Source organism: Rhodopseudomonas sp. WA056 (genome assembly GCF_010906995.1).
Taxonomy (GTDB): Bacteria; Pseudomonadota; Alphaproteobacteria; order Rhizobiales; family Xanthobacteraceae; genus Rhodopseudomonas; species Rhodopseudomonas palustris_G.
Map to the genome: position 1 here is coordinate 1 of NZ_QPFS01000037.1, position 15,239 is coordinate 15,239.

A 15,239-nucleotide genomic window follows, 5' to 3' on the forward strand; every position below is an offset into this window, starting at 1 on the left:
CCGCCATGCTGTCCCGCACCGCTGAAAACCTGTTCTGGCTGTCCCGTTATGTCGAGCGCGCCGAATATCTGGCGCGGACCATCGAGGCGACGCTGCGCGTCACCGCGCTGCCCAACACCTATTCGGGCCAGGGCAACGAATGGGATTCGGCGCTGCTCACTGCCGGCGTCAGCGCCAGCTTCTATGCGCAATACGACGAGGCCAACGAGACCAACGTCGTCGAATTCCTGTCGATGTCCGCATCGAACCCCTCCTCGATTCGCAATTGCATCGAGGCGGCGCGGCTCAACGCCCGCTCGGTGCGCACCGCGCTCACCGGGGTGATGTGGGACACCATCAATTCGGCCTGGATCGAATTGCAGGAGAACTGGAGCAAGAGCGCCAAGTCCCGCGAGCAACTGACCCAGTTCCTGCGCTTCGTGCAGGAGACCTCGCTACGGTTCGACGGCTCGGCCTATCGCACCATGCTGCGCAACGACGCCTACTGGTTCTCGCGGCTCGGCGTGCATCTGGAGCGCGCCGACAACACCGCGCGGATTCTCGACGTCAAATATCACCTGCTGCTCCCCGAGGAGGAGCACGTCGGCGGCCCGCTCGACTACTATCAATGGTCGTCGATCCTGCGCTCGGTGTCGGCGCTGACCGCCTATCACTGGGTGTATCGCGAGACCCTGAAGCCGTGGCTGATCGCGGACCTGTTGATCCTCAACGACAGCCTGCCGCGTTCGCTGGCGTCGTGCTACGGCAATCTGGTCCGCAACCTCGACCAGATCGGCGTCGCCTACGGCCGCCAGGGGCCGGCGCAGCGCCACGCCCGCGCCGTCCGCAACCGGCTGGAGCACTCCAACATGGAAGACATCTTCCAGCGCGGCGTCCACGAATTCATTCAGGAATTCATCGCCGACAACAGCAGGCTCGGCGAAATCGTCGCCAAGCAGTATCTTATCTGATCGAGCACAGGCGCGCGCTCTGGCCGCCGCCGTAACCGGACTGCCGACGCCATGCGCCTGCGCATCACCCACACGACCAACTACCGCTACGAGCCGCCCGCCACCGGGGTGATCCAGGTGCTGCGGATGACGCCGGGCAGCCACGACGGCCAATACGTCGCCGACTGGCAGATCGACATCTCCTCCGACACCCGCCTCGACATGCATTACGATGCCTTCGGCAACGTCACCCATGTTCTGACAGTCGGCACCACCGAGGATCTCACCATCACCGCCGAAGGGCTGATCGAGACCTCCGACACCGGCGGCGTGCTGAGGGGCACCGACGAACGGTTTCCGCCGCAACTGTTCCTGCGCTCGACCGAGCTGACCGAGCTGGCCCCGCCGATGCTGGCGCTGGCGCGCGAACTGCGCGGCGACGGCAGCGGCGACACCATCGCGTTCCTGCACGCGCTGATGACCGCGATCAACAAACACATCACCTTCGACGACGATCCCACGCATTCAGGCACCACGGCCGCCGAATCCTTCGCGCTGCGCCGTGGCGTGTGCCAGGATTATGCACATGTGTTCATCGCCTGCGCCCGTGCCGGCGGCGTGCCGGCGCGGTTCGTATCCGGGCATTTTCTGCGCGCAGACGGCGTGGTGCATCAGCCCGCCGGCCACGCCTGGGCCGAAGCCCATGTGCCGGGACTCGGCTGGGTCGGGTTCGATCCGGCCAACGGCATCTGCACCACCGACGCCCACGCCCGCGTCGCAATCGGCCTCGACTATCTCGGCGCCGCGCCGGTGCGCGGCACCCGCTACGGCGGCGGCGTCGAGACCCTGACGGTGTCGGTCAAAGTCGATCAGGCCGGCCGGCAGTTTCAGTCGCAATAGCCCGCGCCCTTCGGGGGCTGGACGGCCGGCGCGGATGGGCTAGTGTCCCGCGGCCGATCGGCGCTGCCGCGCCGGCACAATTCCTGTCAGACCTGTGAGCTCGAGGACGAGATGACCTATTGCTGTGGAGTGCTGGTGCGCGAGGGCCTGGTGATGGTCGCCGACACCCGCACCAATGCCGGGCTCGACAACATCTCGACCTTCCGCAAGCTGCACGTCTTCAGCAAGCCGGGCGACCGCATCCTGGCGGTGGCGAGCGCCGGCAATCTGTCGATCAGCCAGTCGGTGCTGTCCACCCTGACCGAGGGCCTGGAGAATGCCGAGACCGGCGAGCGAGAAACCCTGATCGGCGCCTCCAGCATGTTCCAGGCGGCGCAACTGATCGGCCGCGCGATCCGCCACGTCAACGCCACCGAGGCCCAGGCGCTGAAGGCCGAAGACATCAACTACGAAGTGTCGTTCCTGTTCGGCGGCCAGCTCAAGGGCGAGCGGATGCGTCTGTTCATGATCTATCCGGCCGGCAATTTCATCGAATGCACCATCGACACGCCGTATTTGCAAATCGGCGAGCACAAATACGGCAAGCCGGTGCTCGACCGAGCGATTACTTACGATGTCGAGCTGTACGAGGCCCTGAAGACCAGCCTGATCTCGATGGATTCGACGATGCGCTCCAATCTCGGCGTCGGCCTGCCGATCGACGTGCTGGTGGTGCGCACCGACGTCTGCGACGCCGACCTCAACCACCGCATCGAGGCCGGGGAGCCCTACTTCCACGACCTCCGCTCGCGCTGGTCCGCCGCGCTGCGCGCCGCCCACAAGAACATTCCGCGCCCGCCCTACAAGGACCAGGCATGAGGCCGAATCCGTCGTCCCGGCGCGCAGCAAAGCGCGAACGATCAATCTCCGTCGTTGCGGTCCGCGGGCAGTACGAACCCGGAATCCATATTGCCTGCGCCAGCTTCGCGGCTCGGCATCCCCGAAACGGGCTTCGTGCGCGAATGGGGATTCCGAGCCTGCGCGCTTCGGGCGCATCCCGGAATGACGGCGGCGACGGCATTGTGTCCCGATGACTGCCACCGTCTCCAACTGGCGCAGCATGACTGTCGCCGACCTCCCTGTCGTCAATGCGATCGCCGCGGCCGTGCATGTCGACTATCCCGAAGATCCCGCGGTGTTCGCCGAGCGGCTGAGGCTGCATCCCGGCGGATGCTTCGTCCTCGACACCCCCGAGGGCGTCGGCGGTTATCTGATCAGCCATCCCTGGCATCTCGAACAGCCGCCCGCGTTGAACGAGCTTCTCGGCAGCGTTCCGTCGCCGGCTCCCACCTATTATCTGCACGATATCGCACTGTTGCCCGCTGCGCGCGGCGGCGGCGCGACGGCGGCCATTCTGGCGACGATGGCGGAACACGCGGCGACGATCGCGGACACGATCTCTCTCGTCGCAGTGGGCGGAACAGCACGTTTCTGGCAGCGTTTCGGCTTCGAACCGATCAAAAGCGAAGCACTCGCCCGCAAGCTGACGACCTACGGCGGCGAGGCCAGGTACATGCTCGGCCCGGCAGAAGCGATCCGCACCGCGTCGGCGAACCACGGGCAGCAGCGACGATCGCAATCCGTCTATCGCCGCGATTAACTCTGTCTTCCGATCACTGCCGCCTCAAGTTCAAACCGCGAAGCCTGGATGTTAGGTTGCTGGCCACCGGCCGCGGCTCGGCGCGACCGCGGAAAAGTCCACGAATCGAAGGGATCTGAGGGATGAGGAACGTGCCCGGCGCAGCGGGGCTCCGAGGTGAACGGCTGGAGATCGTACAGACTACCGAGCGTCTGCAAGAGATCGGCACGGCCTGGGAGACGTTGTGGGAGCAGTCCGGCGCGCTGGTGTTTCAGAGCCACGCCTGGGTCGCGGCATGGTGGCGCGCCGTTCCCGATCCGCAGCGGCGCGCGCTGTTCGTCGTGCTGGCCTGGCGCGACGATACGCTGGACGCAGTGATGCCGCTCGCGACCTGCAGTCTGCACGGCGTCCGCGTGCTGGAATGGGCCGCCAAGGACTATTCCGACTATTGCGACGTGCTGCTGCGTCCCGGGGTCGATACGGTCCTGATCGAGCGGATGTGGGACCACGCCAGCGCTCAGGGCGGTTTCGACGCTGCGTATCTCGGCCATCTGCTGCCCACGGCGGCCGCGACTACACTCTCTCGCCGGACGAGCCGCAGCGGTCTAATGCTGCGACCGCATCATCGTCACGCCACCAGCCTGCGCGTCGTCGGCCCTTGGGCGAACGGCCAGGCATGGTTCGACTCGCAATCCGGCAATGCGCGGCGGAACTATCGCCGCTCGCTGAAGAACCTGTCGGAAGGCGCCAATGTCGCATTCCGGCGGCTCGGCCCCGACGAGCCGCTCGGGCCGGCGCTCCAGCGCTGCGCGGAACTGAAGCGCGCGTGGTGTGCCCGCAACGGCCTGATCGCCCCGCTGTTCGACGAGGGCGCGCCGATGTTGCAGGCGCTGGCCCAGGTGCTCGCCGACAAGAACCTGCTCCACATCTTCGTGCTCGAGCGCGACGGCGTCGTCGTGGCGATTACCATCAACCTGGTGCAGCACGACACCATGATGGCCTACGTCACCACCTACGACTCCGCCTTCGAGCGCAGTTCGCCGGGCTACATCCTGTTGTTCGACTACATTCGATGGGCGATCGATCACGGCGCCACCAGTATCGATTTTCTATGCGGCGACGAGGACTACAAATATCGCTTCGCCAATCGGCAGGTGACGCTGGCGTCGTTCGTCGGCGGACGCACCTTGCTGGGCAAGGCGGCGCTGCTGTCAGACCGCGCCTGGCACGCTCTCCAGACCTATCGCAGCCGACATCGGCGCCCCGCTTCGAAGGCAGCGTCACGGGAAAGCGGCGAACGCGACGGCACCGAAAAGGTCGCCGAACGCTGACCGCGTCGGCTTGTTGCGGCCGCGGAGTGGCTTTACGGTAAGCGCCTCATCGCAACGACAGAAACTTCCGGGAGACGCCGATGTCCGCCACCAAGATCGCAATCGTCACCGGTGCCGGCACCGGCGTCGGCCGTGCCGCGGCGCTGGCGCTGATGCAGGGCGGCTTCGCCGTGGTGCTGGCCGGTCGCCGGCTCGAACTGCTGAACGAAACCCAGAAGCTCGGAGCCCAGCTCGGGGAGAGCCTTCCAGTCGTCGCCGACATGGCCGATCCGGCGTCGATCGCCGCGCTGTTCGACACCACCGTGCAGCGCTACGGCCGGCTCGATGTGCTGTTCAACAATGCCGGGATCGGCGCGCCGCCGGTGCCGTTCGAGGATCTGCCGCTGGAGCAATGGCAGGCGGTGGTGACGACCAACCTCACCGCGCCGTTCCTGTGCACCCAGCACGCGTTCCGGATCATGAAGGACCAGACCCCGCGCGGCGGCCGCATCATCAACAACGGCTCGATCTCGGCGCACGCGCCGCGGCCGTTCTCGGCCGCCTACACCGCAACCAAGCACGCCATCAGCGGCCTGACCAAGGCCAGCAATCTCGACGGCCGCGCCTACGACATCGCGGTCGGCCAGATCGACATCGGCAACGCCGCCACCCCGATGACCGACCGCATGGTCAGTGGCCCCGGCGCGCTGCAGCCGGACGGCTCGACCCGGCACGAGCCGCGGATGGACGCCAAGGCGGTCGGCGATGCGGTGGCCTATATGGCCGGCCTGCCGCTCGACGCCAACGTGCTGTTCATGACAGTGATGGCGACCAAGATGCCGTTCGTCGGACGCGGCTGAGCCGCGCCCTCCAGAACGATTATCAGCTTCTCAGATAGTTGCCGGTGCAAGGACGGCCGCCGGCTACCAATCCGCATGGAAGCTCCCACTCAGGATGTGGTGGATCGTTGCATTCGGCGAATATTGAATTGATAAGGATATCGGCAGCGAGAACCTCATTCGGGGGCGCAGATGCGGGAATCGTTCAAGACCGTTCGGGCACTGGGACTGCTCGGTCTTTTGGCCGGCATCGTGCTGATCGCAGGCGTCGCGCCGCCGCGGGCCGACGACACCGCCGAGACGTTGCGCCTCGCGGTCGGCGGCGAGGCCAGCTTCAGCCTGAAAGAGAATCCCTCGACCGGCTATCGCTGGCACCTCGACACCAAAGCGAGCCGCAATCTCGATCTGATCGAGATTTCCGACGCCGGCTACCGCCAGGGCGGCGGCGACGTCGTGCACCAGCCGATGGTCGGCGTCCCCGGCACCCGGTCGTTCCGCATCGTCGCGCGCAAGGATGGCACCGCCACCGCGGTGTTCGATTACTTGCGCGACTGGGAGAACCAGGCGCCGGCGCAGCGCCACACCGTCACGGTCGAGATCGCCCCGCGCTGACCCGCAGCTATGCGCCGCCGGTGCGGATGAAATCAGCCACCTGCGGGTTGCTGCGCAGCTCGGCGAGGTCGTCCGCCGTCGGCAGTTGCGGCCGGTCGCGCGCGACGTTGACGACGCAGAGAAAGCCGAGGCAGTCGCCGCGGTTGGCGCGGAACTGATGCCAGGTCATCGGCGGGATGAACACCAGATCGCCCTGCCCGACATCACTGATCACCTCGCCGACCAGGCACTGACCGCGTCCGCGATGGATCATCACCGCATGCACATGGGCGTGGCGCTCCAGCGTCGAGTAGCCGCCCTCGGCGACTTCGAAGTAACGCCACTCGCAGGCGAGGTTCGGATCGGCGAACAGCAACTGCCGGGTGATGTCCTGAAACGGCGCCTCGGCGGTCTGCTTGTAGGGCATCACCGCGACATCATCCCAGCGACCCGGCGCAGTCTGGGCGCGAACACCAACGCGTTCACCCGCGGCCGGATGCGGCACCGCTGCGTTGTCATTGGCCATGGCTTGCCACCTCCGCGGTGAAACGAGCTGCCTGCTCGGTCAGGTGTTCGCCGGCGGCCAGCAGGCTGCCGCCGATCAGCAGCATCACGTCGGAGCCGTAGAATGCCAGCAGTGCGGCGATCCGATCAATCGCGATGCCGCCGGCCGGTACCGGCAGGCACGGCTTCAGATCGTGCCGGTCGCGCCGCGCCGCCTCCGCCAGCGCGCGGCAGGTGCCCGGCGCATAGGCGAACCGGCCGCCATGATGCGGGAAGATCGTCGCGTCGGCGCCGAGCAGCCGGAACAGCTTGCCGAGCAGCAGATCGGGCGCGATCCGCTGCGCGCCGGCCAGCGACGGATGCGCCAGCACGATCAAGCCTGCGGCCTCTTTGGCCACCAGATGGAAATTCGCCAGCCCGACGACCATCGGCATCAGCATCACCGCCGGCAGCTCTTCGCGACGAACAATGTCGAGCTGCCGCCGCATGTCGTCGAGCGAGCCCGAGACGTGCGGCGCGTACAGCGTGGTGGCGCCGCGCGAGTCGCTGGCCTGGCGCAGCGCGGCGGCGACCGCGGGCACCCGCGCGGCGAACGGACTGAAGGCCTGGTCGGCGATGCCGTGGTCGTCCTTGATCAGGTCGATGCCGCCGAGCGCCAACCGGTGCGCAAGACTCGCCAGCGCTTCCGGTGGCAGCCCCTGCGGCTTCAGCGCCGACGCGGTCAGCGCCCGCCGCGGAACCCCGAGCCGGGCGCGAATACCGCCAATGCCGAACTTCGGCCCGCCGAACGCGGCCGGATAGCCAGGCGGCAGCTCGACGTCGGCCAGCGTCACGTCGGGCAGGATCGAACTGTTGCCGAACAGCATGTTGATGAGCTGCCCGGGCTCGGCCGGCGCGGTTGCGCTCGCCAGGCTGATCCGCACCGCGAAACGCGCTTCGCCGATCGGCTCGATCGCTTCGACCCGGCCGAGGATCTCGTCGCGGATGCGCTGCTCCGTCACCGCCGCCAGCGGGCACTCGACGCTCTGCTCGATCGCCAGCGCCTCGGCGCGCGCAGCGATCTCTGCCGGGGCCGCGGCGACCTGATAGGTGACAACGATCCGTTCGTTCATCTTCGGTCCATGCAATCACGCCCGAGGTGTCGCGCCTGTCTAGCACAACCTGTTCGCTCGCACTGTCGCCGGACAGCACGAAGCGGCGATGACGGCCTCACCTCGGCGGCCCGCGCTTTAGTCGACTTGCCAGCTCGCCCTGCGCTGGCCTACCCATCGGCTTCGGCTCGGGGGACATAATGCTGCAACTGCAATCCGGATTCGGCGTGTTCGCGCTGCTGATGCTCGCGTGGGCGTTCGGCGAACATCGCGACCGCGTCTCAGTCCGGCAGGTCGCGATCGGGCTCGGGCTCACGCTGGCCACCGCGGCGGCGATGCTGAAGCTGCCCGGCGCCGCCCATGCGTTCGGGGCGATCAACGAGGCGGTCGGGGTGATTTCGGCGGCGAGCCGGGCCGGCACCGCGTTCGCGTTCGGCTATCTCGGCGGCGGGCCGGCACCATTCGACATCAAGGCACCGGGCTCCGATTTCATCCTCGCGTTTCAGGCGCTGCCGGTGGTGCTGGTGATGAGCGTACTGACCACGCTGCTGTTCTACTGGAAGATCCTGCCGCCGGTGGTGCGCGGCATGGCCTGGCTGCTCCAGCGCACGCTCGGCGTCGGCGGCGCGGTCGGGCTGTCGACCGCCGCCAACGTGTTTCTCGGCATGGTCGAAGCGCCGCTGTTCATCCGTCCTTATCTGGCGCAGCTCACCCGCAGCGAATTGTTCCTGGTGATGACCGGCGGCATGGCCGGCATCGCCGGCACCGTGCTGGTGCTGTACGCCACGCTGCTGGCGCCGGTGCTGCCCGACGCCGCCGCGCATTTCGTCATCGCCTCGGTGCTCGGCGCGCCGGCCGCGATCCTGGTCAGCCTGATCATGGTGCCCGAGACCGAGCCGCGCGCCACCGGCGGCGAACTCGCCGCCACCGGAAAGATCGCCGTCAGCAGCATGGACGCCATCGTCAAGGGCACCGCCGCCGGCCTCGAACTGCTCCTCAACATCATCGCGATGCTGATCGTGCTGGTGGCGCTGGTGTACCTCGGCAACGCCCTGCTCGGCCTGCTGCCGCATATCGGCGGCGAAGCGATCACGCTACAGCGGCTGCTCGGCTATGTGATGGCGCCGGTGTGCCGGCTGCTCGGCCTGCCGTGGGATCAGGCCGTCACCGCCGGCTCGCTGATGGGGATCAAGACCGTGCTCAACGAGCTGATCGCCTATGTCGAGCTGTCGAAGCTGCCGGCGGACGCGCTCGATCCGCGCTCGAAGCTGATCATGCTGTATGCGATGTGCGGCTTCGCCAATTTCGGCAGCCTCGGCATCATGCTCGGCGGCCTCACCGCAATGGCCCCCGAGCGCCGCGAAGAAATCGCCGCCTTGGGCCTGCGATCGATCGTCTCCGGCACGCTGACGACGTGTCTGATGGGCGCGGTGGTGGGGCTGCTGACGTGAACAGACCGCGTCTTTCGCCCGCATACGCTGGCTCTGACCACCAGAAACAGCGCCGCCGCCAGCAATATTTGGAAAAGATCGCGCCGCAATAGAGCATCCGCGCCTGCAAGTTTCCTACAGATAATGATGTCATATATCTTTTGATCTGAATTTCTAGAAACACATCGATCGACACTGTTCGACTAGGATCGCCGCCCAGCCAATTTCGCAGTTGTTGCCGGAAGACAATTTTGCCCTCCTCCTCCCTACGAAGTCGCGCGGCTGCGCTGACGCTACCCGCCCTTGTTGCTGCCTTGGCGGCATGGCTCGGCGCCGCCGCCTTCGCTTTCCGCTCCAGCCTTCTGACATCGTTCGGCCTGGTTTTCGGCAACGGCGGCGACGGCCGGCTGATTGCGTATCTGCACGAACATCTTTTTGCGGCCCTGCAGGGGCGCGCCGAACTGCTGTCGCCGGCGTTCTACTTTCCGCAAGAAAACGCCCTCGGCTACACCGACGCGTTTCTGCTCGACGCGCTGCCCTTCGCGGCGTTGCGCGGGCTCGGGTTCGATCCGTTTCTCGCCTCGCAGCTTCTCGCCATCGCGCTGTCGCTGTGCTGCTTCATGGCGACGCTGGTGATCGGACGCCGCTATCTGCGGCTCGGTCCGGCACTGGCGATCTGCGCCGCGGTGCTGGTCACCTTTCCCAACAACCTGATGTTCAAGACAGCCGAGGCGCATCCGAACTTCTTCGCGCTGTACTACGTGCCCTGTCTCGTTCTGCTGGCGCTGTGGGCGATCGAGGACTTTCCGCGCCCGACCAAATGGTCGCTGCTGCGCGCCGGCGGCTTCGGGCTCGGCTATGGGCTGCTGTTCGCAACCTCGTTCTACGTCGCCTGGCTGTTCGCTCTGACGCTGCTGTTCGGCCTCGGCACCATCGCGGTGCTCCGTGGCCGCGAGGCGATCGCGCTGCTCCGGCGACATCCCGGTTCCTGCGCAGCGCTGATCGGCGCAGCAATCGCCGGCTTTGCGATCGGGGCGATACCGGTGCTGGCGATCTATCTGCCGGCCCTGCACCAGCAGGCCGGGCGCTCGTTCCGCGACTATGTCAGCTTCGCGCCGTTTCCGAAGGATCTGATCAATCTCGGCGTGCACAACATGGCGTGGGGCTGGCTGGTCGATCGGCTGATCGGCGACGCCCAGCACGAGCGCGCACTGGCGGTGACGCCGCTGATGACTGCGGCGCTGGTGATCCTGCTGCTGCGGCTGCGCCGCACGGCGCCGGCACGCCCGATGCCCTGGCAGATCGTATTCGCGAGCGTCTGCGTGGCGGTGTGGGGATTGTCGTGGCTGGTGACGCTGCGGGTCGGGACGTTCAGCGCGTTCTGGCTGCCCTATCACCTGGTGCCGGGTGCCGTGGCGATCCGCGCGGGCGACCGCATCCAATTGCTGGACAATCTGTGGCTGGTCGCCGGGCTGATGGTGCTGCTGCAATATTGGCTCGACTGCGCGCCGCGGGCCGAAGGCGCCCGGCGCAAGCTGATCGCCGGCGTGGTCGCGGCGCTGTGCCTGATCGAGCAGATCAACCTGCAACCCGCCGGTCTGGAGCGGCGCGAGGAGCTGGCGCGGCTGGCGGCGGTGCCGGCCGCGCCGCCGCAGTGCCGCGCCTTCGTGGTCGACGCCGGGACCGCGTTCGACGGCAAGCAATTGGACGCGATGTGGATCTCCGCCAAGCTCGGGTTGCCGACTCTGAACGGCGATTCCGGCTGGGCGCCGCCCGGATGGCGGCTGAACGATCCGACGATCGACTACGACGAAGCGGTGCGACTGTGGATCGCCGCCACCGGCCTCGACGTCCCACTGTGCCGCTACGACCGCAGCGCGCGTCAGTGGTCGCCCGATCCGCAGTCGGCCGACGAGCTCAGCGCCAAGCGGCGCTGACCGGGACGTGCAGCGTGATGGTCGCGGAGCGCGAGCAAGCAGGCTTCCGGTCGATCGTCTCCGGCCCGCTCACCACCTGCCTGACAGGCGCGGCGGTCGGGGGATGACGTAGGTCGTCTTCATCCCAGTCCGTTCGGCATTTGACTAATTGTCAACAAAAGCTTGCCCTCTGCCTGGTGTGCGAGCGAATCGAGCGGAGATACCAAGTGTTCGACAACCCACGCAGGCACATCCGCCTCAAGCGTGACGTCGTAACTGTTTCCGTCGCGAAGAACTTCACCGACCGGCCGTAAGCCGGATTTCTGGTTGGGAAGCAGCGAATTCGGCAAGATGCCGACGATCGCACTGTTATCGAATAGGACCGTCCGTTTCGCGATCAGGGCCGCGCTGGGTAACAGTCCAAGAGTCCGATGGTATCTCGCCATGATCCGATCTCGTGGGACGTCATGCCCACCGGCGGCAACTCGATTCGCTACACGGGATACGTTGATGTCCGGATCAGAGGTACATACGAAATACAGCGTCACATCATAACCGGCATCATCGGCCCGGATCATGAAGTCGATCTTGCTTGGATGCGACATCACGGTCTCGAAGCTGAAGTCGAGCCTCCTATCCAAGCAGGTCTGTCGCTGAAAATCGGCAATCTGTTGCGCTTGCTTCGAACGCCGAGGCTCAGGCAAATCGAGCGTCGTCGCGATCTGGTCCGCGTTGATGTGCTCGCCACAATCGATGCCGGCTTCCATCAAGTAATCTACGAGAGTACTCTTGCCGGACCCGTTTGGACCGGCGATCACCAGAAGGAACGGCGCGTCAGGCAATCAATCGCTCCGTCCATGGTTTTGTTTGGACATGTCCGAATTTGCCGCCACTGGATCGGAATTGATGCCGTCCTCGAAAACGGCCACCAACCCGGACGGTTGCCGCTGCGCGAGTTTCGAAGCGGCCTGACCATTCTCGAGGAAATCGACCGTGCCCGTCACGACCAAGCCTGCGTCCTGAGCTCTCTTGGCGGCTCTCAAGGCGGCATTGCCGCCCAACGCCGCCAACTCCTCCAGCGACAAGTCCACCGCACGTTTGCGCATTCAACCACCTCACGACGCCAGCTCCGCTCGACTAACGTAGGTTGTATGTCCAGCAAAAGCCAGTTGGCGACCGCGTTCAGTTCAGTCGAAACAGGCCGTCAACTGCCTTGAATTCCGCAGGCTGCACGAGATCTGAATGAGCTACGCGAACCGCAAACAGCGGCCCTTCGAGCTTGGTCTGCCAGAAAGCAAGAAATTTGAAGAGTTCTGGGAATGTCGGACACAGGTCGTAGTCCTGCCACGTGTAGCTCTGCAGCAGCCACTGCCGGTCGGGGCGGCGATAGAGAATCTCGGCAGTCGTCAGACCGTAGCCGAGCACCTGCTTCCTGAAGTCTTCAGAAACTGAACCTCGTTCGACCATAAATCCTCCTTCCCGAACCAGCCATTCCGCAACAGTTCATGACCGGGATTGCCTGGGAATGCCGTCCTTCCGTCTGCTGTCCCCGCGGGGCTGGCTCCGGTCTTCACTTGCCAGTCCCGAGCATCTGAAAATGTGACGCATGTCGGCTGGGCATCTCAAGTGCAAAATCGACGGCAAATGCAGAAAAAGTCAGCGTTGGCAGCGACTTAACTCAAGTGCTAGCAGACGCACCGACGGCCACGGGACACTCGGGGCTTGATCGCCGCCGCATCCTCGTTCACGGTGTTTGGCAGATGTTCCGCGCGAGTGCTAAAAATTTCGCGCGCAGCCCTTGTCTGTCCAAAATCCCTCGACTATCTCGTCCCTGTCGCGCTGGCACTCGGTGTCCGCGACTGCCAAAATTTCGATTTCTGAAACAAGTTCAGAAACTTAGGAGGACTTGCATGAACTTCCGTCCGCTTCACGACCGCGTCGTGGTCAAGCGCATCGACGCCGAAGAGAAGACCGCAGGCGGTATCATCATTCCTGACACGGCCAAGGAAAAGCCCTCGCAGGGCGAAGTCGTCGCCGTCGGCCCGGGCGGCCGCGACGAAGCCGGCAAGCTGATCCCGATCGACCTCAAGGTCGGTGACCGGGTGCTGTTCGGCAAGTGGAGCGGCACCGAAGTCAAGATCGACGGCAAAGAGCTGCTGATCATGAAGGAAAGCGACATCATGGGCGTCATCACCGACGCCGGCGCCAAGAAGAAGGCGGCCTAAGTCACAGGCAAAGCCCCTCACCCTGAGGAGCGCCTGCAAGGCGCGTCTCGAAGGGTGAGCGTCACACACCGAACCCACTCATCCTTCGAGACGCGGACCTGCGGTCCGCTCCTCAGGATGAGGTCTCGCCATAACCCCAAGGGAAACCTCATATGTCCGCTAAAGAAGTCAAATTCGGCGTCGACGCCCGCGACCGCATGCTGCGCGGCGTGGACATTCTCGCCAATGCCGTGAAGGTCACGCTCGGTCCGAAGGGCCGTAACGTCGTCCTCGACAAGTCGTTCGGTGCGCCGCGCATCACCAAGGACGGCGTCACCGTCGCCAAGGACATCGAGCTCGACGACAAGTTCGAGAACATGGGCGCCCAGATGGTGCGCGAAGTCGCCTCGAAGTCGGCCGACGCCGCCGGTGACGGCACCACCACCGCGACCGTGCTGGCCCAGGCGATCGTCCGCGAAGGCGCCAAGGCGGTTGCCGCCGGCATGAACCCGATGGATCTGAAGCGCGGTATCGACCTCGCAGTGGAAGCCGTCGTCGCCGACCTCGTCAAGAACTCCAAGAAGGTCACCTCGAACGACGAGATCGCCCAGGTCGGCACCATCTCGGCCAACGGCGACTCGGAGATCGGCAAGTTCCTCGCCGACGCGATGAAGAAGGTCGGCAACGAGGGTGTCATCACCGTCGAGGAAGCCAAGTCGCTCGAGACCGAACTCGACGTCGTCGAGGGCATGCAGTTCGACCGCGGCTACATCTCGCCCTACTTCGTCACCAACGCCGACAAGATGCGCGTTGAATTCGACGACGCCTACATCCTGATCAACGAGAAGAAGCTCTCCAACCTCAACGAGCTGCTGCCGCTGCTCGAAGCGGTGGTGCAGACCGGCAAGCCGCTGGTGATTGTCGCCGAGGACGTCGAAGGCGAAGCCCTCGCCACCCTCGTGGTCAACCGTCTGCGCGGCGGCCTCAAGGTCGCGGCCGTCAAGGCGCCGGGCTTCGGTGACCGCCGCAAGGCCATGCTGCAGGACATCGCGATCCTGACCGGCGGCCAGGCGATCTCGGAAGACCTCGGCATCAAGATGGAGAACGTCACCCTGCAGATGCTGGGTCGCGCCAAGAAGGTGATGATCGACAAGGAGAACACTACGATCGTCAACGGCGCCGGCAAGAAGGCCGACATCGAAGCCCGCGTCGCGCAGATCAAGGCGCAGATCGAGGAAACCACCTCGGACTACGACCGCGAGAAGCTGCAGGAGCGTCTGGCCAAGCTCGCCGGCGGCGTCGCGGTGATCCGCGTCGGCGGCGCCACCGAGGTCGAGGTGAAGGAGCGCAAGGATCGCGTTGATGACGCGATGCACGCCACCCGCGCCGCGGTCGAGGAAGGCATCGTTCCGGGCGGCGGCGTCGCGCTGCTGCGCGCCTCCGAGCAGCTCAAGGGCCTGCGCACCAAGAACGACGACCAGAAGACCGGCGTCGAGATCGTCCGTCGCGCCCTCTCCGCCCCGGCCCGCCAGATCGCCATCAACGCCGGCGAAGACGGCTCGGTGATCGTCGGCAAGGTGCTCGAGAAGGAGCAGTACGCCTACGGCTTCGACTCGCAGTCGGGCGAATACGGCGACCTGGTCAAGAAGGGCATCATCGACCCGACTAAGGTGGTCCGCACCGCGATCCAGAACGCCGCGTCGGTCGCAGCGCTGCTGATCACCACCGAAGCGATGATCGCCGAACTGCCGAAGAAGAACGCCGGCGGCCCCGCGATGCCCCCGGGCGGCGGCATGGGCGGCATGGACTTCTAAGCGAAGTCATCGTCGCAGAGACAACGAAGCCCGGCGGAGACGCCGGGCTTTTTTGTTGGCCTGCCCTGACGTCTCCCGGCCCCCGCACCCCGG

Annotated in this window: 16 protein-coding genes; 11 read left to right on the forward strand and 5 right to left on the reverse strand. The window is 65.6% G+C overall.

Translation table 11 applies throughout. The features are described 5' to 3' along the window. Positions 1-5: 5 nt before the first annotated feature. The 7 genes from DU475_RS09790 to DU475_RS09820 all read left to right on the forward strand — a co-directional run bounded on the left by DU475_RS09790 (position 6) and on the right by DU475_RS09820 (position 6,208). Positions 6-950: an alpha-E domain-containing protein gene (locus DU475_RS09790; protein ID WP_142882471.1), complete on the forward strand. Its 945-nt coding sequence runs from the start codon at positions 6-8 to the stop codon at positions 948-950. Between the two features lie 51 nt (positions 951-1,001). Next, entirely contained in the window at positions 1,002-1,829 is an 828-nt protein-coding gene (locus tag DU475_RS09795; protein ID WP_047307538.1) for a transglutaminase family protein, read from the forward strand. 111 nt (positions 1,830-1,940) lie between these two features. Next, a complete protein-coding gene (locus DU475_RS09800; protein ID WP_013503033.1) occupies positions 1,941-2,687 on the forward strand; it encodes a proteasome-type protease in 747 nt (248 codons plus the stop codon). 211 nt (positions 2,688-2,898) lie between these two features. After that, positions 2,899-3,468, forward strand: a complete 570-nt coding sequence (locus tag DU475_RS09805; protein ID WP_164631987.1) for a GNAT family N-acetyltransferase — start codon at positions 2,899-2,901, stop codon at positions 3,466-3,468. Positions 3,469-3,590: 122 nt separating this feature from the next. Beyond that, positions 3,591-4,778: a GNAT family N-acetyltransferase gene (locus tag DU475_RS09810; RefSeq protein WP_047307536.1), complete on the forward strand. Its 1,188-nt coding sequence runs from the start codon at positions 3,591-3,593 to the stop codon at positions 4,776-4,778. An 80-nt stretch (positions 4,779-4,858) separates the two neighbouring features. Then, complete coding sequence (locus tag DU475_RS09815) at positions 4,859-5,617, forward strand: SDR family oxidoreductase (protein ID WP_142882469.1); 759 nt, start codon at positions 4,859-4,861, stop codon at positions 5,615-5,617. Between the two features lie 171 nt (positions 5,618-5,788). Next, complete coding sequence (locus tag DU475_RS09820; protein ID WP_047307535.1) at positions 5,789-6,208, forward strand: protease inhibitor I42 family protein; 420 nt, start codon at positions 5,789-5,791, stop codon at positions 6,206-6,208. Between the two features lie 7 nt (positions 6,209-6,215). On the opposite strand, the gene DU475_RS09825 is transcribed toward DU475_RS09820, so the two are convergent. After that, positions 6,216-6,713 carry a cupin domain-containing protein gene (locus tag DU475_RS09825; protein WP_142882468.1) on the reverse strand — a complete coding sequence of 166 codons (498 nt, stop codon included), beginning with the start codon at positions 6,711-6,713 and terminating at the stop codon, positions 6,216-6,218. Next, positions 6,703-7,803, reverse strand: coding sequence for a RuBisCO large subunit C-terminal-like domain-containing protein (locus tag DU475_RS09830; protein ID WP_164631989.1), 1,101 nt, complete (start codon positions 7,801-7,803; stop codon positions 6,703-6,705). The genes DU475_RS09825 and DU475_RS09830 overlap by 11 nt, the downstream gene beginning before the upstream one ends. A gap of 179 nt (positions 7,804-7,982) precedes the next feature. Between DU475_RS09830 and DU475_RS09835 the strand changes: the two genes are divergently transcribed. Next, on the forward strand, positions 7,983-9,233 hold the full coding sequence (locus DU475_RS09835) for a NupC/NupG family nucleoside CNT transporter (protein ID WP_164631991.1): 1,251 nt from the start codon (positions 7,983-7,985) through the stop codon (positions 9,231-9,233). Between the two features lie 293 nt (positions 9,234-9,526). Further along, positions 9,527-11,149 carry a hypothetical protein gene (locus DU475_RS09840; RefSeq protein ID WP_246700292.1) on the forward strand — a complete coding sequence of 541 codons (1,623 nt, stop codon included), beginning with the start codon at positions 9,527-9,529 and terminating at the stop codon, positions 11,147-11,149. Between the two features lie 119 nt (positions 11,150-11,268). Here DU475_RS09840 and DU475_RS09845 read toward each other — a convergent pair whose 3' ends face one another. From DU475_RS09845 to DU475_RS09855, 3 genes are all read right to left on the reverse strand, one after another. Further along, positions 11,269-11,970 (reverse strand): ATPase, encoded by a 702-nt coding sequence (locus DU475_RS09845; RefSeq protein WP_164631996.1) that lies wholly within the window; start codon positions 11,968-11,970, stop codon positions 11,269-11,271. Next, positions 11,971-12,234: a hypothetical protein gene (locus tag DU475_RS09850; RefSeq protein WP_142882464.1), complete on the reverse strand. Its 264-nt coding sequence runs from the start codon at positions 12,232-12,234 to the stop codon at positions 11,971-11,973. A 76-nt stretch (positions 12,235-12,310) separates the two neighbouring features. Then, positions 12,311-12,595 (reverse strand): usg protein, encoded by a 285-nt coding sequence (locus DU475_RS09855; protein ID WP_013503044.1) that lies wholly within the window; start codon positions 12,593-12,595, stop codon positions 12,311-12,313. 443 nt (positions 12,596-13,038) lie between these two features. Between DU475_RS09855 and groES the strand changes: the two genes are divergently transcribed. Together groES and groL are read left to right on the forward strand one after the other, a co-directional pair. Further along, positions 13,039-13,353, forward strand: coding sequence for a co-chaperone GroES (groES, locus tag DU475_RS09860; protein ID WP_013503045.1), 315 nt, complete (start codon positions 13,039-13,041; stop codon positions 13,351-13,353). Between the two features lie 152 nt (positions 13,354-13,505). After that, positions 13,506-15,146, forward strand: a complete 1,641-nt coding sequence (groL, locus tag DU475_RS09865) for a chaperonin GroEL (protein WP_013503046.1) — start codon at positions 13,506-13,508, stop codon at positions 15,144-15,146. Positions 15,147-15,239: the final 93 nt, after the last annotated feature.